This window comes from Sodaliphilus pleomorphus (assembly GCF_009676955.1).
Taxonomy (GTDB): Bacteria; Bacteroidota; Bacteroidia; order Bacteroidales; family Muribaculaceae; genus Sodaliphilus; species Sodaliphilus pleomorphus.
In genome coordinates, this window is record NZ_CP045696.1 from 344,614 (window position 1) to 369,516 (window position 24,903).

21 protein-coding genes and 2 pseudogenes are annotated in these 24,903 nt (G+C 43.0%); 16 read left to right on the top strand and 7 right to left on the bottom strand.

From position 1 onward, the window contains the following. Positions 1 to 163 precede the first annotated feature (163 nt). The 4 genes from GF423_RS01405 (at position 164) to GF423_RS01420 (ending at position 6,445) form a co-directional block, all read left to right on the top strand. Complete coding sequence (locus GF423_RS01405; protein WP_154326666.1) at positions 164 to 2,008, top strand: leucine-rich repeat domain-containing protein; 1,845 nt, start codon at positions 164 to 166, stop codon at positions 2,006 to 2,008. Positions 2,009 to 2,014: 6 nt separating this feature from the next. After that, a complete protein-coding gene (locus tag GF423_RS01410; RefSeq protein WP_154326667.1) occupies positions 2,015 to 3,730 on the top strand; it encodes a M6 family metalloprotease domain-containing protein in 1,716 nt (571 codons plus the stop codon). Positions 3,731 to 3,981: 251 nt separating this feature from the next. Further along, positions 3,982 to 5,397 (top strand): M6 family metalloprotease domain-containing protein, encoded by a 1,416-nt coding sequence (locus tag GF423_RS01415; protein WP_241004969.1) that lies wholly within the window; start codon positions 3,982 to 3,984, stop codon positions 5,395 to 5,397. A gap of 1 nt (position 5,398) precedes the next feature. Beyond that, positions 5,399 to 6,445, top strand: coding sequence for a hypothetical protein (locus GF423_RS01420; protein WP_154326669.1), 1,047 nt, complete (start codon positions 5,399 to 5,401; stop codon positions 6,443 to 6,445). A gap of 152 nt (positions 6,446 to 6,597) precedes the next feature. Here the strand turns inward: GF423_RS01420 and GF423_RS01425 are convergent, their stop codons facing one another. From GF423_RS01425 to GF423_RS01445, 5 genes and pseudogenes are all read right to left on the bottom strand, one after another. Then, the gene (locus GF423_RS01425; protein WP_154326670.1) at positions 6,598 to 6,903 is read right to left on the bottom strand and encodes a GNAT family N-acetyltransferase; all 306 of its coding nucleotides are present in this window, start codon (positions 6,901 to 6,903) and stop codon (positions 6,598 to 6,600) included. Between the two features lie 75 nt (positions 6,904 to 6,978). Continuing rightward, entirely contained in the window at positions 6,979 to 8,310 is a 1,332-nt protein-coding gene (locus GF423_RS01430) for a 5-methylcytosine restriction system specificity protein McrC (protein WP_206113313.1), read from the bottom strand. Further along, positions 8,303 to 9,715: an McrB family protein gene (locus GF423_RS01435; RefSeq protein ID WP_206113315.1), complete on the bottom strand. Its 1,413-nt coding sequence runs from the start codon at positions 9,713 to 9,715 to the stop codon at positions 8,303 to 8,305. The genes GF423_RS01430 and GF423_RS01435 overlap by 8 nt, the downstream gene beginning before the upstream one ends. A gap of 41 nt (positions 9,716 to 9,756) precedes the next feature. Continuing rightward, positions 9,757 to 10,248: a helix-turn-helix domain-containing protein gene (locus GF423_RS01440; RefSeq protein ID WP_154326673.1), complete on the bottom strand. Its 492-nt coding sequence runs from the start codon at positions 10,246 to 10,248 to the stop codon at positions 9,757 to 9,759. 303 nt (positions 10,249 to 10,551) lie between these two features. Further along, positions 10,552 to 11,331 (bottom strand): annotated as a pseudogene (locus tag GF423_RS01445) (reverse transcriptase domain-containing protein); the annotation flags it as partial. Between the two features lie 783 nt (positions 11,332 to 12,114). Between GF423_RS01445 and GF423_RS01450 the strand changes: the two are divergent. The 12 genes and pseudogenes from GF423_RS01450 (at position 12,115) to GF423_RS01505 (ending at position 22,229) form a co-directional block, all read left to right on the top strand. Continuing rightward, entirely contained in the window at positions 12,115 to 12,579 is a 465-nt protein-coding gene (locus GF423_RS01450) for a hypothetical protein (RefSeq protein WP_154326675.1), read from the top strand. A gap of 49 nt (positions 12,580 to 12,628) precedes the next feature. Then, positions 12,629 to 13,486 (top strand): tyrosine-type recombinase/integrase, encoded by an 858-nt coding sequence (locus GF423_RS01455; RefSeq protein ID WP_154326676.1) that lies wholly within the window; start codon positions 12,629 to 12,631, stop codon positions 13,484 to 13,486. Between the two features lie 109 nt (positions 13,487 to 13,595). Continuing rightward, entirely contained in the window at positions 13,596 to 14,321 is a 726-nt protein-coding gene (locus GF423_RS01460; RefSeq protein WP_154326677.1) for a DUF6088 family protein, read from the top strand. 104 nt (positions 14,322 to 14,425) lie between these two features. Further along, positions 14,426 to 15,274 (top strand): annotated as a pseudogene (locus GF423_RS01465) (nucleotidyl transferase AbiEii/AbiGii toxin family protein). Between the two features lie 397 nt (positions 15,275 to 15,671). Then, positions 15,672 to 15,959, top strand: coding sequence for a Fic family protein (locus tag GF423_RS01470; protein WP_338092171.1), 288 nt, complete (start codon positions 15,672 to 15,674; stop codon positions 15,957 to 15,959). Between the two features lie 7 nt (positions 15,960 to 15,966). Beyond that, entirely contained in the window at positions 15,967 to 16,323 is a 357-nt protein-coding gene (locus tag GF423_RS01475) for a helix-turn-helix domain-containing protein (RefSeq protein WP_154326679.1), read from the top strand. 12 nt (positions 16,324 to 16,335) lie between these two features. Then, complete coding sequence (locus tag GF423_RS01480; protein WP_154326680.1) at positions 16,336 to 17,691, top strand: hypothetical protein; 1,356 nt, start codon at positions 16,336 to 16,338, stop codon at positions 17,689 to 17,691. A 326-nt stretch (positions 17,692 to 18,017) separates the two neighbouring features. After that, positions 18,018 to 19,280 carry an AAA family ATPase gene (locus GF423_RS01485; protein ID WP_206113317.1) on the top strand — a complete coding sequence of 421 codons (1,263 nt, stop codon included), beginning with the start codon at positions 18,018 to 18,020 and terminating at the stop codon, positions 19,278 to 19,280. Then, complete coding sequence (locus tag GF423_RS01490) at positions 19,258 to 20,097, top strand: RloB domain-containing protein (RefSeq protein ID WP_154326682.1); 840 nt, start codon at positions 19,258 to 19,260, stop codon at positions 20,095 to 20,097. The genes GF423_RS01485 and GF423_RS01490 overlap by 23 nt, the downstream gene beginning before the upstream one ends. Before the next feature lies 1 nt (position 20,098). Then, complete coding sequence (locus GF423_RS01495) at positions 20,099 to 21,466, top strand: DUF8370 family protein (RefSeq protein WP_154326683.1); 1,368 nt, start codon at positions 20,099 to 20,101, stop codon at positions 21,464 to 21,466. Between the two features lie 12 nt (positions 21,467 to 21,478). After that, positions 21,479 to 21,859, top strand: coding sequence for a hypothetical protein (locus tag GF423_RS01500; protein WP_154326684.1), 381 nt, complete (start codon positions 21,479 to 21,481; stop codon positions 21,857 to 21,859). A gap of 1 nt (position 21,860) precedes the next feature. Next, positions 21,861 to 22,229 carry a hypothetical protein gene (locus GF423_RS01505; protein ID WP_154326685.1) on the top strand — a complete coding sequence of 123 codons (369 nt, stop codon included), beginning with the start codon at positions 21,861 to 21,863 and terminating at the stop codon, positions 22,227 to 22,229. A gap of 714 nt (positions 22,230 to 22,943) precedes the next feature. On the opposite strand, the gene GF423_RS01510 is transcribed toward GF423_RS01505, so the two are convergent. Next, the gene (locus tag GF423_RS01510; RefSeq protein ID WP_154326686.1) at positions 22,944 to 23,822 is read right to left on the bottom strand and encodes an S-4TM family putative pore-forming effector; all 879 of its coding nucleotides are present in this window, start codon (positions 23,820 to 23,822) and stop codon (positions 22,944 to 22,946) included. After that, complete coding sequence (locus GF423_RS01515) at positions 23,812 to 24,807, bottom strand: nucleotidyltransferase (protein WP_154326687.1); 996 nt, start codon at positions 24,805 to 24,807, stop codon at positions 23,812 to 23,814. Before GF423_RS01515 ends, GF423_RS01510 begins: the two co-directional genes overlap by 11 nt. Positions 24,808 to 24,903 lie beyond the last annotated feature (96 nt).

Sequence of the window (24,903 nt, forward strand, 5' to 3'; positions counted from 1 at the left end):
TTAGGATAAAATGTTATTTTTTCATCAAAAACTTGTTGATTTCACTCCGTTTTGTTGTTAAATGCCAAATTAGAACATCTTGGCTGCCTGTTTTTTTTCACCCACTTACTTCTGCTTCTATATTTGCAGTCGACAATTCTATTCCATTAATTAATTATTTACTATGAAAAAAGTTCTACTAGCAGTTTGTGCACTGCTCATGGCTACCTTAGCCGTTGCACAAAACGAAACTGTTGTCATCAACAACACCACACCTGGCAAACTTGCTCAGACACTTGGAGCCGAGATGTACACGATCACCAATCTGAAAGTGACGGGAAGCATCAACAGCGACGACGTTGCAACGTTGAGAACAATGGCAGGTTTCATGCCAGAGAATGTACCTTCTGATTGGTCTGAGAGTGGAGAAGTTATCAGCGACTACGGCCACGACACGCCGCTGGGCAACTGTGCGGTGCTCGACCTGTCAGAAGCTCACTTGGTTAAAGGGGGCAAAGCTTACTATACCCATGAATATTTAGGCGATACTTATTCGATCGAGAGTGATGGCAAGGCCAATAAATACATGTTCGACCGCTGCTATAAGCTCGTGTCTCTCATTCTGCCTAACGAGCTAAAGAGGCTTCCGAGACAGTTTGTAAGTCGCTGCCCGCTGCTTGTCAATCTGCAAATAGGCAATAATGTGAGCACTATCGACGATTACGCCATCCATGACAATCCCTATCTTCTCTCACTTACCATTCCTGAGGGAGTAACAACCATGGGGAGAGACGCATGCACAAGTAACGGCATCGAAGAACTGACATTGCCTAACTCGTTAAATACCATAAATTATTTCACCTTTGCCTATAATAAAAACCTCAAGACGATCCATTTCGGAACAGGCCTCAAAGAAATTGCTTATGGCGCATTCAAAGGATGTTCAGCACTGGAAAACATTGATTTGAGCACCTGCAACATTGAGAATATTCAGTCTTATGCCTTCTGTGACTGCACAAGTTTGACCTCTGTAAAATTTCCATCTTCTCTTAGGCAGATATATGGGAATGCATTCACAAAGACCCCTGCTCTGCAAGCTGTTACATTCAACGATGGCCTCGATGGTATAGGGAGCTCGGCCTTCAGCGAGTCTGGTCTTACAACTGCCACTCTACCCAATTCACTCACCTATCTCGGCGATTTCGCCTTCAGTAGTTGCAAAGATCTGGCAAGCATCAGTATTGGCACAGGAATCACAGAGATACCATACAATTGCTTCACTGGATGCAATGCTCTCACATCAGTCGACCTTCCTGAAAATGTTACATCCATTGGTGGAGGTGCTTATTCCTACTGCAATGGGCTGGTATCCATTACTCTGCCAAGTTCTATCCAAGAGGTAGGAGCCAAGGCGTTTGCAAGCTGTTCAAATCTTGAGGAGGTTGTAATTCCAGATAATGTTACCACTCTTGGAGAGAAGGCATTCCAATATGATAAAAAACTTAAGCATGTGCAGATTGGCAAGGGAGTTGCAACTCTCGAAAAAGACCTCTTCAACAGTTGCGAGTCTCTAAGTTCGGTCGAGCTTTCAGAAGGACTTACAGCAGTCAAGGCATTTGTTTTCCAATACTGCTCATCGCTTAAGACCGTCACCTTCCCTTCCACGCTCACGACCTTGAGCAATTCTACATGCTTCGGCTGGACTCCAGATTCACTCTACTTCCTCGGCACCCAGCCAGCCACTGGCGAGCGTACTAAAGACGAGCCTTTCTACGGGTTGTACACTAAGACAAAGGTTTATGTGCCCGAGTCGGCATTAGACGCCTACAAACAGTCAACAGTATTCAAGAAGTTCTTTGATGAAGACAACCTGCTGACATTCGAGACAACCGGCATCAGCACCGTCAAGGATACTCCTATAGTGCCAGTTATGTGGTTCGATCTTACCGGCCGACAGCTCAGTGCTCCGCAAAAGGGCATAAATATCGTGAAGATGAGCGATGGCTCTACAAGGAAGATCATGAAATAAGCGCACATGAAGACAAAACGTCTCTATAGCTCTATTATCCTCTCTTTGCTGGCAATAGCCTCTATGGCCCTGCCAGCAAAGAGGATAACAAAGACAATAACGCAACCCGACGGTTCGACTGTTGAGGTGCGCCTTTGTGGTGATGAGCATCTCCACTACTACACTTTGCTATCAGGTGAACCAGTCGTAAAGGACTCCAATGGTGCTTACTGCCTTGCTGAAAGCAATGGACGCGGACTCGTGAGCACAGGCTTGCAAGTGAACAGCATGAGCACAATGAAGAAACTCGGCCGCAAGCTTAAGAATACTCCAGAGGACTTGGCCAACCTCCGTGCTGCCCGCATGCATGACATCTCATATCCACAACGTGTATCTCATACTGGGGAACGCAAGGGCATCGTCATTCTTGCAGCTTATGCCGACTGCGATTTCACCTTCTCTCGTGCGTCGGTTGACAGTTTGATGAATACAGTAGACTATCGTCAAGGCTATTTCTCTGGCTCTGTGCACGACTATTTTGCAGAGCAGTCCAACGGTAAATTCTCTCTTTCGTTTGATGTTGTAGGTCCCGTGAAGCTGTCAAGGCCCCTGGCCTACTATGGAGAGAATGGTCTGTTTGGAGATAAACACGTGGGAGAGATGGTGGCTGAAGCCATTCAGCTGGCCGACGACAGTGTAGACTATTCGCAGTACGACTGGGATGGAGATGGAACTGTGGATCAAGTGGTTGTGATCTATGCCGGATATGGCGAGGCCATGGGTGCCGCCGAAGAGACCATATGGCCACAAGAATACACGCTCACAAAATCCGACTTTGGGCGCAAATTGCATCTGGACGGTGTTGTTCTTGATACCTACGCCTGCACTTGCGAGCTGCTTGGCAATGAAAATGCATTTGATGGAGAAAAGATCATAACCGGTATAGGTCCTATGTGCCATGAATTCAGCCACTGCCTTGGCTTGCCAGATTTCTATGATCCAACAAATTCCGGCCACTTCACCACTGGCTATTGGGACGTCATGGACGAAGGATGCTACAACAATGCAGAATACTGCCCTGCAGGATATACAGCCTACGAGAAGTGGCTATGTGGTTGGCAAGAGCCGATAGTGCTCGACAAGCCGATGACAGTGAGTGACATGAAGGCGCTGTCTCAAGGCGGCGACTTCTATGTGGTCTATAACGACCAATACAACAAGAAGACCAATGAGTTTTATATGCTGGAGAACCGCCAGTGGAGTGGCTTCGACTATTTCCTGCCAGGACACGGAGTGCTGGTCACGCACGTAAATTACATCGCATCAGACTGGCGCAGCAACAGTGTAAACACAACTTACGGCAAGGAAGGCTATGCTGTAGTGCCAGCCAACAACATGAAAGAATACTCCGACAGCATACAGGCCGGGCAGACCTATCCATATATAGACAACGACTCTCTTACAGACACTTCAACACCAAATGCGGTAGTATTCAATGTAAACAAGAATTTCAAGAATATTCTACAGAAACCGATAACGAAGATAAGCGTCGACAACAACGGTGTTGCCTCATTCCAATTCATGGGTGGAAGTAGCGCAGAAGGTGTGTCTACTACCGTCTATGACAACCGTAAGGAGTGTGAATACTATGACTTGACAGGCCGACGTGTAGGTAAAGACTACAAGGGGCTGATTATAGAAAAACAGAATGATGGAACCGTGAAAAAACATTTCAGCTTATGAAACCACTTGGACTAACAATGTGCACAATGTTGCTGGCACTGTCGTGGGCATCAACAGCACTTGCCATTCCTGCTCAGCGCCTTTGGCGCACTCACAAGCAGAGCGATGGCAAGGAGATAACCTATATGCTGTGCGGTGATGAGCACTGCCACTATTACATGTCGGCCGACAGTTTTGTACTAAAGCGAAATCCCACAAATGGCGACTTTGAGTATTTGCAACGCAATCAGCAACGAGTGAGGCCGGCAGAAATGAGGAATGCAAAGCCAATACAGCAGTCCATTCAGAACCGGACTCGCAAAACTGCCTACACTGGAAAGAAAAAAGGACTCTTCATCCTCGTTGAATTCGACGACATCAAGTTTTCCAGGGCCGACATCAAAGCTGTATACGACAGCATCTGTAACATGAAAGGCTATCATACAAGACCGTTTGTGGGCTCTGTCCACGACTACTTCCTCGAGCAGAGCGACGGCAAGTTTGACTTGACCTTCGATGTCGTAGGACCAGTGACAATGTCGAAAAGCGAGAGCTATTATGGTTCAAATTCAAGTTGGGGCATTGACGTAAATATCTCTGAAATGGTGCTCGAGACATTGAACCTGGTCAAGGACTCGGTCGATTTCTCTCAATACGATTGGAATGGCGACAGCATAGTCGATCAGGTGTTCCTACTCTATGCCGGCTATGGAGAGGCGCAATATGGACCAGAGTGGACTATATGGCCATGCGAAGGAAAGTTGTCTAATTTTGCAGGCATGACGTCGCTGCCTCAATATAACGGAATGACCATCAACACCTTTGCTTGCTCTTGCGAGCTACACTCAAACAAAGGGAGCCAACTCGATGGCATAGGTACAATCTGCCACGAGTTCAGCCACTGCATGGGATTTCCAGATTTCTACAACACATCTGACATGACAGACTTCTGCATGGATGCATTTGAGCTTATGGACCAAGGGGCCTACAATGGCAGTTCCTACTGTCCGGCTGCCTATACAGGATATGAGCGATGGATGTGTGGATGGCGAGAACCTGTGGAGTTGAAAGACACTTGCACGATTGCCGGTTGGCAGCCACTCGTGAGTGGCGGCGAAACGTACATACTATATAATGAAGCCAATCGCAATGAGTATTACTTCATTGACAATCGCGAACGTGTGGGGTTCGACAACGGGCTCTACAGCACCGGTCTTGTGGCTGTACACGTGGACTACGATGCCGACGCATGGAGCAACAACACAGTGAATGCCGACAAGAAACACAAGCGGATGACGCTTCTTCCTGCCGACGGGCTCTATGATTGGAAAACTGCCGACACCGACGCTTGGCCCTACACCTACATGAACGGACAACGCACTCTCGACTCGCTGACTGACAACAGCAGGCCGTATCCCACACTGTTCAATAAGAACTACGACGGGTCGCATCTGCTCCATAAACCTATCTACAAGATAAGGAAGAACGAGGATATGACCATGGACTTTGTTTTCGGCCATAATCCAGTCTCTGCCGGCATCAGGGAAACACCGTCGGCGGCAGCAGAGCGTAGAGATGACTATATCTACGATCTGGAGGGACGACGTATTCTTTTGGACAAGGATCAGTTGCGGCGCGGGATCTATATTGTAAATGGCAAAAAAATCATTATTAATGGTCATGAATAACATGAACAAGCTTATTATTTTATTACTTTCGGCCCTGTTCACCCTGCCCTTGATTGCTCAAAACAGCGGCAGCTTCAAGCGCCGTGTGCTTATTGAAGAGGGCACGGGCACAAGATGTCCCAATTGTCCACGCGGATTTGTCGGCATCAAAGAGTTGAAAGAGGCCTATGGCGACCGTGCAGTTTTCATCGCAGTGCACCAGTACGACAACCGTGACCCTATGTATCTGCGTCACAGCAACTATCCTGACTGCAATTTCGCCGGTTTCCCCGACTGTATATTCAACCGAGATGGCTACCACTACGATCCTCTGTACGGATGGGAAATAGGCAATGGCAAGATAGTCGATGCGGCATCAAGCTACTTCCAAAGTACAACGTCTGATGTTGATATCCAAGCCGACGCCTCGTGGAATGCCGACAGCACTGCCGTTGTGGGTAATGCCACGATAGAATCAAAAACAAAGGGTGAAACCTACGAAGTGCAGATGGTGCTTGTAGCCGACAGCCTCACAGGCAGCGAGACCGATTGGTACCAGTCAAATATCTATTACAATAGAGATGCACAAAACTACCCTGCAGGCATGGCCGACTTCTGTGAAGGCGGCAAGTATGGCCAGGGCGGCTTTAAATGGGTATACGACGATGTGGCCATAGCGAGCTCTTACAGCATGGGGCGCACGCAGATACCACGCATCGAAAACCTGGCTTCCAACACAAAGGCAACTGTAAACTACACGCTTGCCCTACCCGTTGTAGGAGCAAAATACAGTACAGCTGCCCAAGATTTGCTTCCTGCTGCAATTAGGAAAGACAAAGTGTCGATGGTAGCAATAGTTACCGACAGTCGTGGCAAAGTGCTCAACTGTGTGAAGGTGGCTATATCGGGTGCAAATACTAATGACGTCACAACGGTAAAAACAAATCGCATGGTTGACGACAATGTGTATTCGCTCGATGGCCGAAAGTTTCCTGCCAGCTCTCTGGAAAATTCTTCTCTGCCTCGCGGCATATACATCGTCAACGGGAAGAAAACCGTTAAACCGTGATGCGCCGCACGTCTAAACGTGTGCCTATCTGATGTAGCCCCCCTCCATCGACAGCAGTGATGGATTCTTGAAGACGTCCAGAAGATGAACGACGGTGCAGTTTCAAGCCCTGGCATTCCTCCATGTGGCATCAAGCACACTGCCCTGCCCGCTCACAGCTGGCACGACACCCCCTCGCCCATGTGCTCGTCGAGCACATGGGCCCATTGCGGGTGACGCTCACACCAGGCGTAGGCATAGGAGCACACTGGCCACACCTTGAGCCCGTGGCTGGCTGCATGCTGCACAGCAGCCTCCACCAGCGTGGCGCCCACGCCCATGCCTCGCTTCAAGGCCAGCGTGTGCTCGATGCGCATCACCTGCCCCTGCAGGGTGAAGTCGAGACGGCCGGCCTCCTCGCCGCCGTCGCGGGCCCATACAACCCCGCGATTGTCCTCAATGGTAATCTCTGTATCCATAAACCATGAAATAAAATTATTATATGTGCAAAGCTACAAAAAATTCTTCGTTCGCCACATCACACACACATGCTTTCATCTTGAGAAGTCGATGAGCTGAGCCAAATGCGACTCAATGCGGGCAATCATGCTACGGTCGATAGGGATGCCTACCAAGTACACCGAGGCACTGGCGCGCGTGACGCTGCTGTAGAGTTTCATGCAGTGAACTGTGAAAGTAGAATAAGGATAGATGAGCGCAGCACGCTTTTCTATCATTGGGTTAAAAGAACAATAGGCCAGCACCTGATGCAAGTCGTGGCGAAAAGCATCCTTAAGAGCCTCACCACTATCGTACCAGTTGTAGAGGTGGCTTTTGTATTTGGCATCTATCACCCACTGCACGTCACCCTTCTGCAAAACCACATCGGGTTCAAGACAGGCAAGCCCCCACTGCGGGCGTTGCCTCATGCTCACGTCGTAGTGCGGATTGCTCACGGCGACACCCCCCTTTCGAGTAACCACATCACGCAAAACATATTGCACATATCGCTCAAAAAATTGGGCATAGTCCATGCGCCATGCCATTTTTTCTTGAGTCTTATTGTTGAGAATATAATTGCCCAGCTGCTTGAGCTTTTTGATGGGAAGAGGGTCGCGGGCTTCTACAGGCAATATACTGGTTTTCACAAGCTCGGAATTGCGCAAAGTGATGAGCAAGGAGTGAATCCTGCCGGCATATATCATGCGCGTGCTCAGCGGCACCTGGGTTGATTGCAGCTCATGCAAGGCCAGTGCGAGCACATAGTTGAGCTTTCTCCACTCAATATGGTCGGTAGTGAGAACATTACACTTGTTTTTATACACCAGTTTCTGCAAGGGGTCGGACGCTGTTCTAAGAGCATATTCAGTCCAAAGGGTTGCCGAAGAGGGATGATGTTGAGTTTTAACCACATTGGCAAACTTGTGCCAATGTTGCCGACGTGCTTCCAGGTAGAGGTCGACATACTTGCAGCATTCAACATAGATCGGTGCATTGACAGGAGTGTCATTGACTAAACGCATAGCATCGTTACACTGCTTGTCAAGCGAATCGCCCAACAAGGGAATCAAATCATCGATTTTCTCCCCATAACTGCCGCCTACCACGAGATCGCCGGCAGGCTTGCCGCTCATGGGCGAAAACAACGGGATAGCGCCTGCATAGTTGCTCGTTGTGAGAGAGACAACAGGCTTGCAATTCCGTGTTTCGACAACGGCGTTGATACCGAGAAACTGGAAATTGGTGCGATTCAAAGCCACAAAACGCTGCATCACGCTCTCCATGGAGCGGTCACGCCATTTCCACTGGCGGAACCGGCCAGTGTCCCACACAACAGCAGATCGCGTCGACAGCCGGCCAAATGCAATGATTCCAGACCTACTCATACAAGAGCCTGCCTGTTTCACGACGGAAAAACTCACTAAAGGCATCTTTGGCCTTAAGCAGGTAGCCAGCCTCAAGATACTCCTTCACCAAAGGCATAAGTTCATACACGAGTCTCTCTCTCATGTTGTTCTCGGCGTTTACCTTATCGACCACAAAATAGGACTGACCTGGCTGAAGAGAGAGTTCGCCGTCGGAGGCATACATCTTGAAAATAGCATCGATGGCATTAAACGTTTTCTCCATAAATTTTTTCCCGCTTTCGGTCTTTATCACATGGGGATGCAAAGTGAACCAGGCAAAGCGGCGGCGCAGGGCAAAATCGACTACAGCCAAGCTACGATCGGCAGTGTTCATTGTGGCTATGACGTGAAGATTGGCGGGCATACTGCTCAAGGGCATATCGCCGACAGAAATCTTGACACGCTCATTGCGGTTTCCAGCTTGATACTCAAACAAATAGAAAACGGGACCCAGCACATTGGAAAGATTGGCACGGTTTATCTCATCAATAATGAGCAACACACGCTCGCTTGAATTGTCGCGAGCATACTTGATGGCTTTGTACAAGACGCCTGGCTTAGGGCGGAATTGAGGCCCATTGCAGCCTGCATCGATATTGGGTTCTATACCATAAACAAAATCGGAATAGGTGGTCTCGGCATGGAACTGGGTGAAGAAGCACTTGTCGTAGCACTTGGCTATTTTCAATGCCGTGTAGGTCTTGCCCGTGCCTGGAGCTCCCTGCAACACCACATAGCAGCGGGTATCGAGCAAATGCCTCACTTCGGTTTCCTCGTCGTTGCCGGCAAGTGGTGGGATAAGATTGACAACATCGTCTACAAGTTTCTTCTGCACTTTGGTGCCCCAATCGCGCATCTTGGCATACATGGCCAGCCACTGCTTGATGACAGCGACAGCTCCATCGTCGCCAAGGGAATCAAAGTCTACAATGCGCGCTGCCGGAAATACCGTTTTGTAAGTCTCGGTCACAGTCGAGAGGTCAGGATAATCGGAACGCACCATCTTAAGCAAATCAGAAGAAGTTGACTCTTTATCGAGGAAATCAGTTTTGAAAAAAGTGAGTCCGTCTTGTGTTTGCAATTTCAAAAACATTCGTCTCACCCCTGGTTGCGAGGCGCAGTCGTAGTCACTTTGAAAACCGTTTGACCCAATGCACAGCGACACAAGGCAAACATGCATTGAAGTCTCTGAGCCAGGGCAAACCGCGAATGAGAAATCAGAATACGGACCCGAGAAGTCCTGGTCGGAACGAAGAAGTCCAAAGAATGCACCTCCGCTTGAAAAAGCATCCTTGCCCAGGTTCTTACGCACTACTGTGTTGCCTTTCTCATCAATAATGTCGTGGCCGTCGTTCTTCTGAGTCATGCCAAAATCGCGTGCCATGCTCAGGACTATGTCATATAATTGCTTAGCGTCCATTCCGATCAAAACTTTAGGTTGTGGACAACAATCGGAGCTTTTGGGCCCATATAGTCGATGGCACGCAGTGTATTGTTCTCGAGCCACTCAAGAGCTTCATCTTCGCTCATGTGCTGCGTGTCGACAAGGCAATTCATCATTTGGTCGTAGTCATAGACCACACGCCCATCGTTGCTCACCCCCACAACAGCAGTTGCAAACTCGTCGCCCTCTAAAACAACGGCATCGCCATGGTCATTGTCGGAAAGCCACGATTTCAACAGCTCATTATCAAGCAATGTACAACGTTCGGCTTCGGCCATGAGATCACGCACGGGGATTTGGAAAAAATGGGCCAGACGCTCGAGGATGTCGAGCGACACATTACGCTTGCCATTCTCTACATCGCTCATGTAACGACGGTCGATGTGGGCTGCAAGGGCTACAGCCTCTTGAGAGAGCCCCTGCCTGTTGCGCAACCGTCGCAGGGCATTGCCCAGTTTCTCTTGGATTGTCATCGCTTAAACGTGTAATCAGTAATGTGCGAAATTAAAAACGATGAGACAATTGTACAACGGTCTATTGTGCACATGGGTGGGGCCGACGTGGCCGTTGCGAGAAGATGGACACGGCAGAAAATCGAGGCAAGTATATCTCGAGGAAATTACTAAACAGAATCGAGTAGGAGGTAAACACTAATCATAGGGTGTTTATCTCCTATTTTCGTGTTTACCGACCTCTCACACCACCGTACGTGCCGTTCGGCATACGGCGGTTCTTAACGCGGGTGCTTTTTCTCGTAATATTCCGTAAGCGTGGGATAGTCCGCGCCTTTCAAGTTCTCGGTCGAGTTCCGTCAGCATTATGTTGCTCAGTATGGGACTGAGCGGTCCGCCCTGTGGCACGCCCTCCGTTGTGTCCTCATACTTGTGTCCGACCATTACTCCTGCGTTGAGATACTTGTGTATCAGTGATATGACCCTGCCATCTTTGATGGTTTCGCCAAGTAGCTGTATCAATTTGCTATGGCTGACCGTGTCAAAGAACTTTTCGAGGTCAAGGTCTACGCAGTATTTATATCCGCTGTTGATGATTTCCTGCGCCTTTCGCAGTGCTTGGTGCGCGCTCCGTCTCGGTCGGAAGCCGTAGCTTGTCTCCGAGAACTTCGGTCCGTACACCAGACTCAGAACCTGGGATATGGATTGCTGGATTACGCGGTCAACCACGGTGGGTATGCCGAGCTGGCGCCTCTTGCCTCCTTCTTTGGGTATCTCTACCCTCCTTACGGGATTGGGGCGGTAGCTTCCGCCGAGCAGACTTTCAGTTATTTCTTCCTTGTGTTCCCGCAGATATGGCAGCAGTTGCTCTACTTCCATTCTGTCGATTCCACCGCTCCCCTTGTTAGCCTTGACTTGTTTATATGCTCTGTTAAGGTTGTCGGGAGTGAGGATGTACTCCAACATCCTGTCTGACGATAGTTGCACTTCTACGAGTTCGTCTCCAACTATCCCAATCAAAGTAGGCGCTCCCTCATACCTTTCGCTTTCCGAGCTATTCTTCCGAGGGCAGCTTTCTGTTGTTTTCGGCTTTTCTCCTTTCATCGGGTAAATAAAGTTTTGCTCGTGTGGTTAAGTTTTGCCCTTCGTCTCCGCCCACGAGCTTTAAGGCGTTGACTACTATGGCATCTGCTGACTTCTGTGGGTTCGTTGTTACTGCTTGCCTTGCGGCTCGCCCCACAGACATCCCCGATTAAGAACATAATCTTTCAGTCTTATACTCCCTTGATTTACTCGCGTCAGTCCGGATAGCTATCGGGCTTTGGTTTGTTTTGCAACCTTACCCCTGACTTTGAGCCTTGTATCAAGTTTCTGTGCGTGGAGCCAGACTTTTGTCCTTAGCTTCCTTCCGATTCTCCTCGCGGTCGACACCGTTGCTTCGGACTATGCGCTTCCCGCTATCGGGGCACGCTCGGGACTTGCACCCATTAGATTATGCCCATGTCGGGCGAACAAAAAAGGTCAATCAGTCGAATGTTGACTGATTGACCAATTAAATAGTGTCCAAGATGAGGACGTAGTGTTGATATTTGCTGATATTTGATGTTATCTAATGAGGCTAATATATCTGATTTTTAACATTTTGTACGCTTAATATTTTCATACAATATCGTCAAATCATCTTAAATATCAGCTATCGGTGCAATTTCGGTGCAGGAAATTTGTGTCCTATATATGGACAGAACTTTATTTATAATAATTGTTTTTCTGTATTTTGTATGTGTTTATTAGCATTTATTGCCAACAATATAAATATTAAAAACTTCGCTAATTGAGATTCTTTGATTATCATTGTGGCAGATTTCAACTCTTAAACACATTATTACAATGGCTGTCATATATCTTAGACTATCAAAGCGTCACAACGAACTTGGCCGAAATGAGATTATTCTCACGTTCCGCCAGGGATCTACAATCTACCAAAGAAGCGGAACAGAAATCTTCATCCTCAATAAACCCATTTATTGGGATGGTGAGAAGATGGTTCTCCGGGCACGGATGATGACAGATGAAGTTCGTTATCATCGCGAAATGAAAGTGAAACTTGAAAACTTATGTTCAGCCATTACTAAAGAATGGGAACAAACTGACAGAAAAAACATCAGTCCCACTTGGCTGAAAGATGTGATAGACCGCTTCAACCATCCTGAAAAGTTTGAGGCGGATGCAGAACAAGTAATTCGCAAAACGAACGTCACATCAATCTTCATCGAATATATGAAGAAGCACAAGGTTTCTGAGAACCGTGAGAAACATATGTTGGTCGTTGTGGAGAGTGTTCCGCCGTTTTGAGGTTTGGCGAAATGTAACATTTGAGTTTGAAACGTTCTCTAATGAAGATTTGGATGACTTTAGAAGTTTTCTTATTTCCGAACATGAATACTGGAGCCGTGACGAGAAGACAAATCGCCTAAAATGCAGCAACCGAAGATATAACAAAGCGTACACTCAGGTTAATGACGAATGCCTTAAGCTTGGCTTGAAGTTGGAGAAACGCTGCCCCGAACCACGTAGTAAGAACACACTAAACAATATCCTTGTTCGTCTAAAGACATTTTGGATTTGGTGTATAAAACATGGGTATACAGAGCGTAATCCGTTTAATAAGTTTACTATAGAGAGTGCAGAATACGGCACTCCATACTATATTACCATTGACGAACGACACCAATTAGAAGAAGCGGAACTTGATGGGATGGTTGCCGTGCAGCGTGATATATTCGTTTTCCAATGCTGTGTTGGATGCCGCGTAGGCGATTTATACAAACTGACCTACGCCAATATCGTTGATGGCATTCTCACCTACACTCCTCGCAAGACCAAAGACAACAATCCGGTACTTGCTGAAGTGCCATTGAATGCGACAGCAAAGGCTTTACTTGAAAAATACTATGACCCCAATCGCGATGCGTTATTCCCATTCATTTCGCAGCAGCGTTATAATGATAACATAAAGAAAACCTTCAAGCAAGCAGGGTTAAACCATAGAGTCGCTGTGCTTAATCCCCTGACACGGCAGCACGAGATTAAGCCGCTCTACGAGGTTGCAAGCAGTCACATGGCTCGACGAGCATTCGTCGGCGGACCCTATCACAAAGTTCAGGACCCCAGCGCCATCGGTTCGATGACCGGTCATGCCGAGGGCAGCAAGGCTTTCGCTCGCTACCGCAAAGTGGAAATGGAACTAAAAAGTCGCTAACCGACATGCTCGATTAGAGCGAATTTATAGCCAGAAGCAAAAAATGTCTAGTTTTTTGACTTAAAAACAAGACAAAATTATTACCTTTGCAGTGCAAAACGACTGAAAGATGACAACAGCAAAGAAAATAGAACAAATTGTAAGCGAATTCCCTGAGGACTTTGTCTTTACCTATCGTGACCTGGGGCTAACTGCCGAGGATAGTGCCAATGTCATCAAAAAATTGAATCGGCTGGCAGAAAGCGGTGCCATCTCCAAGCTCTCAAAAGGGAGATTTTTCAAGCCCAAGAAAAGTATGTTTGGCGCCCTTAATCCACCAGTTGAAGAGGTCGTGAAGGACCTTTTGGTGAAAAATGGCAAGATTATCGGCTATCTCACAAACTATAGCGTGTACAACCAATTGGGACTGACTTCACAGATACCAAATACGATTGTTATCGGCTCCAACACGAAACGCAGCAAAACTCGAAGGGGGAACACAGAAATCAGATTTGTTTTACAGAGAAACGAGATAACAAAAGCGAGCATTTACCAGCTCCAATTGCTTGATGTCATCAAGTCGATTAAATCAATTCCCGATACTGACATTGATAAATCTTGTGCCCGAATGTTGGTTTTATTATCGGAGTTGAACGAACGGCAAATAAACGCGTTAATGCGTATGGCACAGCTCTATCCTCCAAGGGTCATCGCTCTACTCGGAGCGTTGCTACAACAAATGGGCTGCAAATTAGACTTAAGTGCATTACGGGGTCGGCTGAATCCAATCAGTTCCTATAACTACGGCATTTCACAAACTGTTTTATCGTTCTCTCAACAATGGAAAATCAAATGATTCTTGACCAGCATAAAGAACAATTCGCCGATGCCATCCGCCTCGCATCGGAAACTCTTGGCATCTCGCCAATTTACGTCGAAAAAGACTATTGGATTACGAAGATGCTGCGCCGTTTATCCGAATCAAACCTTGCTACCCATATAGTGTGGAAGGGCGGCACATCCTTGTCAAAAGGATATGGCATCATAGACCGGTTTTCCAGTGATATTGATGTTGCTGTGATAGCCGGCGAAATGAGCGGCAATAAAATCAAAAACTTGCTCTCAACTGCGACAGAGCTAATGACTGAGGAGATGAACGAGGTAGATATGCCCGGCGAAACAAGCAAAGGGTCGAGATAACGCAAAACATACCATCGCTACAAAAGCGTGATTGCCATGGGCAACGAGAAGTCATTGGTTGGCGACCATGTCATTGTGGAGATCAACTCTTTCGCCACCCCCTACCCCTACGAGCAGCGACCAGTGTCAAGCTTTATCGCCCAAGCACTACAGATAAAAGGCCATAGCCAGTTAATTGATAGTTTTGGACTTCAACCATTTGAAATCAATATCCTTGACCTTCGCCGCACCTTGTGCGAGAAAGTGGCTTCGCTGTTGCGCTTCTCATTTGGTGACAACCCAGCGATGGAACTGGGCAAGAAGATTCGCCATTTCTACGACCTGCATTTTCTTTCGCAGGACAACGCCTGCCAAGAATATCTTGCTACAGACTTCCTTTCAGAGTTGCAAGAGCTTGTCCTACACGACAAGGAGACCTTCAGCACTCCTGCCAAATGGCCAAATGCGGACATCTCCACTTCGCCATTATTGACCGCATTCGACCCATTATGGGCATCGCTGAACAAACGCTACGAAGAAGAGTTGGAGATGCTTGCTTTCCGTCCCATCCCGCCAAGCGACCAGATTAGGCAATCTGTCAAACAAATCATGAGGCTAATCATTGCCTAATCAAATCCATGTTTATCGGTTGATTTTCACCACTCTTGCAAGTATTTTTGCGCGAGTTTACTTTTTTGGCTCAAACGAACTCATCAAAAGGCTCAACGATATTGAATGGAGGACTTTGAATGCAAAGCAGCCGTAAGTTGCCCGACAATGGTAAGGAAACTGTTTTGGCGTTTTAAAACGCATAAGTGACCGAGCTAGTGACCAAGTTGGTGACCAAGTTAATAGCACTGATATTCAGCGGAATGACAGGACAATCAAAGCTGAAACGGAACAAGCTAGGGAACAGGTTAGAGAACAGGCTGGTGAACAGGTTAACCAAACTGATAGTCAAGGAAATAGCGAAGTAAGGGGCACAGATAGAGGTATAGCTAGTGAACAGGCTGGTGAACAGGTTCAAATGTTAATTAATGCTATTAGAGAAGACGCTGTAACGATGTGCATGATACAAAAACGATTGAACATTGCTAGTCGTAGCTTCATCCAGATGAAAATGCTAAAGCCGGCCATCGCACAAGGCTATGTCCTGCGAGCATTCCCCGACAAGCCGAGCCACTCTAAACAGCGTTATTATCTTTCAGAGAAAGGGGCGAAACTGGTAAAAATAATTATTTCTACTGATAAACTTTTAGGGTGTCCAAAGTGCAAATTTTGCCCTTGGGCTGCCCACGAAGAGCAAAAACTGTAATACAGAGATGGAAAAGAAAAAAGAAGAAAGCAACGAGAAAGAGGAACTGACTCTTCAGAATGTTCCTAAAGCAGTCAATTATTTGATAAACGAGATTGCTGAAATGAGAGCAGTATTAGAACATATTGAATCACAATTAGGACTCGGAGTTGACAAGCACCGACCAATTGATGAAGAGAGAGCAGCAGAAATCCTTGGACAAACAAAAAACGTAATCAAGAAGATGGTGCGTGCTAGAGAAATACCTCATTATGATAAAGGTAGAAAAATATACTTCTTTGAGGATGAACTCATAAAATGGGTTGAACAGTCAAGGGTGAAAACATTTGAAGAAGAGTATAAACGCCATAGAAAATTATATTAGGAGGGTGCTAAAATGGAATTTACAAGACAAGAAATATTTGATTTAATATGGAAAGAAAGCGTCACTAAAGTTTCTGAAAAATTAGGTATTCCAACTCAAATACTAAGGAAATATTGTCAACGCCTCAACATTCCAACTCCTACAAGTGCGTATTGGTCAAAACTAAAATTTGGAAAACCGGTAGAGGTTCCAGCTTTGCCAGAATTTGATGAGGAATACATCTCACTAGATTCTTTTCATAATAGCATACTTGCCAAAAATCAGAAAAGTGTAAAGCCAAATAGAGAATCAAGAAAAAAAGACACCTCCGAAAAGGAAAAATCTAGCAATGAATTTAAAACTACAGAGATTATTCCAACTAAGACAAAATATGAGATCCAGGAAATTACAGATCCACGACAGAAAATCAAATTTGAACTAAATAATTTGGATCCAACACTTTTCGTCGTACCAGAAGTGCTATATGCTAAAGACCCTCTGATTATTGACACAAAGGAATTTTTCAGAGGAGACAAAAATAGTAAGTATTTAGACAAGAATCCATATAAGAGCAAAATTAAGGCTCCATTGAATATCAGTGTCCATCAAGATAATCTTGATCGTGCATTGAGAATATACACGACAATTATCCGATTGCTGAAATTGCGTGGGCATCAGATTGTCGCAAAAGATAGATTTCATACCTATGCCATTGTGAATGAAGAGGAGATTCCTATACATCTTTCAGAAAAGAACAAACAGATTGCTAATACAGAATCCGATTATCCTAAATATGTATTGGTCCCATCAGGAAAACTCAAATTTGAGATTCCAAGCAGTATCTATTATCGTTCTAGCCCGATATGCGTTGAAGATACTTCTAACACAAAAATAGAAGATAAGATACTTAATATCATCTTGAAAATTGAATACGATGCCATTTCCATTAAAGAATTTAGAGCAGAGCAAGAAAGAAGGCGACAACGAGAAGAGGAAGAACGGAAAAAAAGAGAAGAGGAAGAAAAGAAAAAAAGGGAACTGGAAAAAAGAAGGAAAGAGGAAATGAAGGAATTAAGAGCGGCTATCGTTTCTGCAAAATGCTACTCATTGGCTAATATTCTGAGGGATTATAGAGAAAAATATGAATCATTTCTTGCCGAGAAAGAATTCATGAATGACGAAGATAAGAAAAAACTTCATTGGCTCCTTAAAAAAATTGATTGGCTAGATCCTTTCATCGAGTGCGATGATAAGTTGCTGACGGAGGAAGACAAGCAAAGCCTTATCCATCCCGAAACCGACAAGAAAGATAATAGAATGACTTACCATTTATTTTATGAAATGCCCCAAGAATTCACATTCTGGAATAATCCGTTTAGGCGAAAATGAATATTATTTATTATATGATGCTTGATTTTTAGAACCAAATAAATCATAGGATTCCACAGTACAGCAAAATAACAAATCATCATAAAAACTATAATATATACACAGATGCAACTAAATATAAGTGTTAAAAACCGACAATATCCGTGAAAAAATCACGTGATATTTTCACGGATTAAAAACAAATGCTTATCTTTGCACTCGAAATACATCATTATTTCTCATATTAGTTTCATTTCAAAATAATTATATGTGTTATGATGCTCCGATTGATACTTAAGAACTTTCTTTCGTTTGATGAAGAGGTTCAATTTGACATGTTTCCAAACATGAAGCGTACTTCGCTGTCTAGCCATATCTCAATGTTGGCTGGCAAATTGCCTGTACTTAAAATGGCGGCTATTTATGGGGCGAATGGCGCGGGTAAATCTAATTTAGTTAAGGCTCTTGAATTTATTAGAGCATTTGCTTTGAATAAAAACTTTATCAAAAGCATTGAACTTAAAAATTTCTTCTATCTGTTGAAAGAAGATGCAATGAAGGCTCCCATTTGCTTAGCGATTGAATTTGAAAACCAGAACAGATTTTTTTTCTATGAGATAGAAATTTCTCAGAGAGATATCGAAAAAGAGGGCTTGTATGAGACTTTCCCATTAGATAATAAAGTAGAACCTATTTTTGAACGAAAAAGGCTAAAAGTCACATTTGCAGATAGCACAACAGTAGATGATGCTATAGTCGAGGCAACAAAGAAAATGCTGGCAAAGAATCCTATGGCTTCATTGTTAGCCTTAAATGGTGAGTTCCCAATTGTGCAAGATCCGAGATGTAAGTTTGCAGCCAAGTGGTTCAAAGGGCAACTTGAGATAATTGGTGTACATTCATTTCTGCCTACTCTTATCGACTTATTACGTGACAACAAACCAATGATGGAGTTTGCCCGCAAACTTATCTATGACCTTGAAGTTGGAGTGAATGATATGAATATGGCTGAAAGTGATTTTGATCAATGGGCAAAAAATCACATTAATTTAGCAAATACTCTACCTGGGGATATTGACAAGGTGAAATCAATGTCGTTGAACGCTAATAACACACCGGTTCTGTCTATCAGTATGGAGGATGGAGTGAGGAAAGTTTACCAGCTAATGTTTGACAATATTGGCAAAGATGGATACGTTGGACATTTGGACACTAGTTCTCAGTCGGATGGTACTTTGCGTGCACTTACGCTTTTACCCGCTTTGTATTATGCAAAAATGGGAAAGACGGTGGTGGTGGATGAAATCAATTGTTGCCTAAGTCCTACTATGGTGAAAGGTATCGTAGAATTCTTCTCTAAGACTATTGATACTGTAGGTCAGCTGATATTTACCACCCATGAAGAGCAACTACTAGACGAACGTGATATACTTCGTTCGGACGAGATATGGTTTGTGGACAAGAAAGAAGGTGCATCGATCATTTATTCTCATAACGACTTCAAGGAGCATCACACCATTTCACCTATGCGTGGATATAAAGAAGGTAGATACGGTGCTATCCGTTACATAAATCTGCTTCAGAAGAATGGACAGGAAACTGACATATAAGAAACAACCAGGTGCAAGAGCACTTGAGGTGGAACATTCTTATTCTATCGTTCCACCTCAAGTTGTCATATCTTCGCATGATTCTTCCGTACAAATACCATCGATCTACAAGAAAGAAGATGGTGTGTTATCATATAGTCTGATTTGTGTGATATCAGGTGGCACTGACCGTGAGCGTACTTTTCTCAACGAATTGGAGAGAAAACATACATTCAAAGGAGTTGAGGTAATTTTCGTTTCTTCCAAAAAAGGTCTTGGTGGGTTAACACCAAAGATGATGCAATCGGCATACGAGGAAATTTGCAAGGATGGGATTATCAAAATGTCGGGTAGAACAATCAAGTTAGATGCAGTAGATACTGTTTATATGTTTACAGATGTAGACCACTATAAAGACGAGTTAAAAGGGATTCTTGTAAGTAGAAAAAGCGCTGCCCCAATATGGATTATCAGCAATCCTGATTTTGAAATCTGGCTTTATTATTGCTATCGAAATAATCCATATGAAGAACTTAAGGCTGTAATTGAAGAAAAGGAATCTCTAAGGAGTTCGAAGTTGAAGACCCTGAATGGCACATTTAATAATGGAGGTGGACTAGATACACGAAAAGCATTTGAACGACTGGAGGATGGAATAGTCCATTCAAAAGAGCATTATCAAGAAATGGATGGTATACCGAATCTTCTCTCTACCCAGATGCATGTTTTTGCAGAAGATGTACTCATACGATTAGGCAACGAATTCAAGGAATTTGTGCAGAAAAAACTGAAGTTCAGGTTGAGGATGATAATGGCAAACACAGCAAAAGAGAAATGATATGATTGTAAGACCAAGACTCTCAGATTACTATAATATTCCTTTGTTGCAAAGCGAAGTGGATTTTGCTATTCCGTTTATGGACGAAGATATTCCTCTGTATGTAGATCCCTTTTTAATGTGGAAGTCTCCATCTCAAATGGATAACATGCTACATGCGGGAATTATGCAAAGCTTCAACCAACTTGGAAGTATGTATGTAGGTAATAAGCGAGATGAAGCAATTGAAAGTATAATATATCTGAGTGAATGTGCTGAAGTTGGTCTTGGTACATCAAAAACAAGAAAGGGACGTCCAATGTCAAAGGAGCAAGCCAAAGCCATACTTGACCTTTACAAAGATGTACCGCAGATTAATCAATATGGACTAAAGCATCTAGAACAGGTTCAACTTCTTGTGGACAACATATCAAAAGACAGAATATGTGACATGTCATGTTCCCTGATTAAGTCGTTCCTTATAGATTATACGATAGATCAATGTAAGCGACTTGGCATTCCAATAAGATTAAGCAAGATTTCGTTGTATGATTATAAAACATGCAAAATTATCAATGAGAAGATAACACTTCCAATTAATGAAGATAATAAGCAACCAATTATATTGGTGCCCAAAAGATGGTTAAGATATTCTCCATGGTTGAATTATGATGATTATTTCAAACACTATCTAATCAAAAACATTGAGGAAGAATATGATGGTATAAATAACCGTATTGAGGTTTTGAAATACAATCGAAAAAATTTCAATATGGTGGAACAGTATATTGCACTCAAAGAAAGAGAATGTGGGAGATGCGAGAATGATCCTTTATTTTCAAAAATCCCTATTCATTCTGCCAATCGAAAGGTTCTTGACATAAAAGCACTTCCGACCGGAAAAATTAATAATGCAGATAAGAAATACGAAGAATTAATGGGCAAGGTCCTATCTTCCTTTTTGTTTCCTCATTTAGATTTTGCCAAAGAACAAAGTAGGATTGATTCTGGCACACAAATACGTGACTTGATTTTTTATAATAATACAAGTACAGATTTTCTTGCTGAAATTTACCAAACATATGATTGCAAACAAATTGTATTTGAACTGAAAAATGTTAAGGATATAGAGCGAGAACATATTAATCAATTAAACCGCTACATGTCGGATAGTTTTGGCCGATTCGGTATTATTTTCACGCGAAACAAGCCGTCGAAGCAGATGTTTCAAAATACGGTCGACCTTTGGTCTGGTCAAAGGAGATGTATTTTGATAATGGATGACTCAGATCTAGAACTGATGTGTTCTTGTAACAATAATCAGCAACGGCAACCTATTGAGGTAATAAAAAAGAAGTATATCGAATTCACTCGTATGTGTCCAAATTAATTAAGATTAAATATGACAAGAGAAGAAATTGCTAACTTTGACAAAGTTGCTACACAGCTTGATAGTTTCTACGCAGAAACATCCATACTGGTCAAAAAAGAACCGAAAGCAGAGATGAATACATTCAAACTAAAATTAATCAACAAGGTTTTAGTTAAAGCAAATGATATTCTTGGTGACATGAAACCATTTGACGACTTCTCTGAATTTGACTTAAATGAGATGCCAAATAATGGTGATGTGGTTATGATATTAGGACAATACATAAACTGCCTAGAAGAACTTAGGAAGGACAATGTTCACATGAATTCTGGCTGGTGGTATTGGAATATTGATGGAGATGTGAAAAGTCATGAGATTCGAACTTACATTCCTACCAAATATAAGAAATAATATGGCTAAGAATCAAAAGAATAAAAGAACAACAGACCAGCAGATAGAATTGTATAGTACAATATATCCCTTGCTGAAATCGATGTTTATAGAAATTAAGGATTTTTCAAAAAAGAATCAGAACGATCCTATAAACCTTAGTAAAGTAAAAATTATAAATCGACTTCTTATTAAGGCTAAAGACATTTTAAAAGATGAATCTAGTATAGAATACTTAGATATTCTGGAAGAAGATAATTTGCCTTCGATGAGTGATGCTGTACTCATTGTATCACAATACATCTCAGCTCTCGATAAATTTCATTCAGACCATTACAGATATGAGGATTCATTTGGATTGACATGGGATAATCCTGGACACTGGCAATAGGAACACAACAATTATCTGAGTGAAAATACTTATTCCATTCAGAGGTGAACCTCAAGATTGGCGATCCTACATGGAGAATAAATGGCTATATTGTATCATTGCCAATATAATTGGTTAAAATGGGCTTGTAGTATTATATTTTCGTGAGTTGCTGCTATTTTTAAATTTTGTGAATGTTTTATGTGTAACTGACGCAAAATAATTGCGCGAGTTATGATAAAGATAGTTTTATTATCGAATACCTAATGTCGGGAATATGCATCTTTACGTTAGAGAGATGAAAGCACTCATTGCACTAACAACATTTGGAGTTTTTGCGTAAACAGCTATTTTTAATGAAAACTTATCACGAATAGTCTGGAGTGTTCTATAGGGAAAACACAATTTGGGAGAAATGTTACTTTTTTCAAGGCTGTAAATTATTTTAACTTGCAGATATTCATCTATATACGAGGAATGGTCTGCGTAAACAATGCGTAAACTTTTTGTTTCAGTTAGGGGAATTTTGTAAGATTCTGTAAAAATCGTTATTTACGGCTCATAATCTGGAGGCCATAAGTTTTAGTCCTACCTGGCGTGTTGAAAATCAAGCACTTGCAAAGATTTTATAGGTGCTTTTTCTTTTGTTGGTGAACATAGACCACCCGAAGTGCCCTATAGGTGACCTTCTGTAATATAAAAACATTTTATGAGAGTTTACGAAATCATCTCTTATTACTGGCTAAGTTGATTAACCATCATATGGACTCTGTTTTCTTGGCCACTTCTCATATAATTATAGAGGCAATCGGGTATCTTAAATGCGGTTTTTCTGTGATGATATATTCCATCTTGTATTCTATACAAGGCACTTTCATTTATTGATCTTTGGTTCTTTCTCAATTTTTCAAGACAACAATCAATAAAGGAAGTTAAGGACTTACATGCTTCAATATCATCAAGATTTTGTTTTCTTGTTGATACAATCCATTTAATGATAGGGACTAGTGGTACACCTATAAAAACGATGGCTGTTTGCATGCCTTCGTTTTTATAAAAGCCAACAATTAAGATTAGAATTAAGGCACTCCACGCAATTAAATTTATAATGGAATTGAAATCTTTTCTTAGCTTTGAATCATAAACAAGATTTGTCCTTTGGCAAATAAGAGTTGCTTCCATCTTGGTCATAACCCCAACTTGAGTGTCATACCAATCAATAAAGTCTTTATCCGGTAAATCACCAATATTTTCATTGACATCTTCTAAAGATGGTTTTTTCCCCCATAAGTAGGCATTCCATTTTAAGCCCAAAACATCACTATCGAATAGCTGTTGTATTTTTGCAGCTGTATTTCGAAACTTACTAATTCGAGATTCAAGGAGGAATCCCATGACAAGTGACACTAAAGTATATGCCGTCAATGTATGAAGAACTAGTGGAGCAAGAGAATCAATGAAGATTCTTCCAATAGATATCACTATTGGAATTAGCGCGCATATAACCACATATGCAGTAGTATAATTACCAGCCTTTGTATAAAGGTGGCGTGCTGCTTTGAGCTGATTGATATGTTCTTGCCTGTTTTCTAATTCTACTATGTTATTTGCCATGTCTAGGGAATTCATTACCAAACATTTTAAACCATTTATTTATCGCAGCTTCTGTCATGTAATTCTGCTCATATTGAATAGCTGTACTAGCTTCAGAGGCATCTTGTGATGCCATTATTGCCAATCTTCTTCTGTCGTACAAATCCAAATCATTAATGCTGCCCTGAAATCCTTTTGGGTCATAATAATCCCTCATGATTAGGGAAGATAAACCATCTAAAGCACTTTTAACAAGTTGGGGATATGTCATAGGGAATGAGTATAAGCTATTAGCCCAATCAATCATCAAGTTTTCAAAAAGATAAGAGCTAACTTCGTCTCTCCAATGTTCCTTTTTCCAGTATTTCATAAGTCTTATCGCAGGCAATAATGCCCCATTGACCCGTTGGTTTGCTTGGGTCACTCTGTTTAGATCTATTCGAGGATCCGTTCCTTTCCAGCTCCCTTTGCCATCAGGTATAATAAAGAAGCCCGTAGTGGTATAGAAACATGGGACGATGTCATAGTTCCATTCATAAGAAGATAATTGAAGAGTTACTGCTTCTTGGTTACGGTGTATATCAGCCTTACTATAACTGGGAATGGCACCCAACTCCCTTTTGATAGTCTCAATCATTTTCCTCGAATTAAGAACATTTCCATCACAATAATCTGGGAGCAACTTTGCATGGGGATTATTGACATATATGGGATATGTTTTTCTGGTTATCTTTGTCACATCATCTGTCGTACATCCTTGTGCGTCAAACACAATCATGATGTCGATGTCATCTAACGGTCGGATTTTTGTATTTCTTGCAAAAGAACCAAAGAAAAGATGATTAGTCCCATTATATAATGGCGGTATCTCTCCGTTATCGGCAAGGTTTTCAATTTTGTGAACAAGCCAGTCACGGCTTGCTCTCGCTGTAGTTGTTCGTTCGGGATCAAGATTCACAGAATCCCTCATAAAAACATCAAAACATGATTTTACACTGTCAGACATATTTTTTCTTTTATTTAAAAAATCAGCAAAACAGATGCCAAACCGTCAAATGACTGTTTATTTTGATGTCGAGTAAAAAATGCAGGTCAATCATGT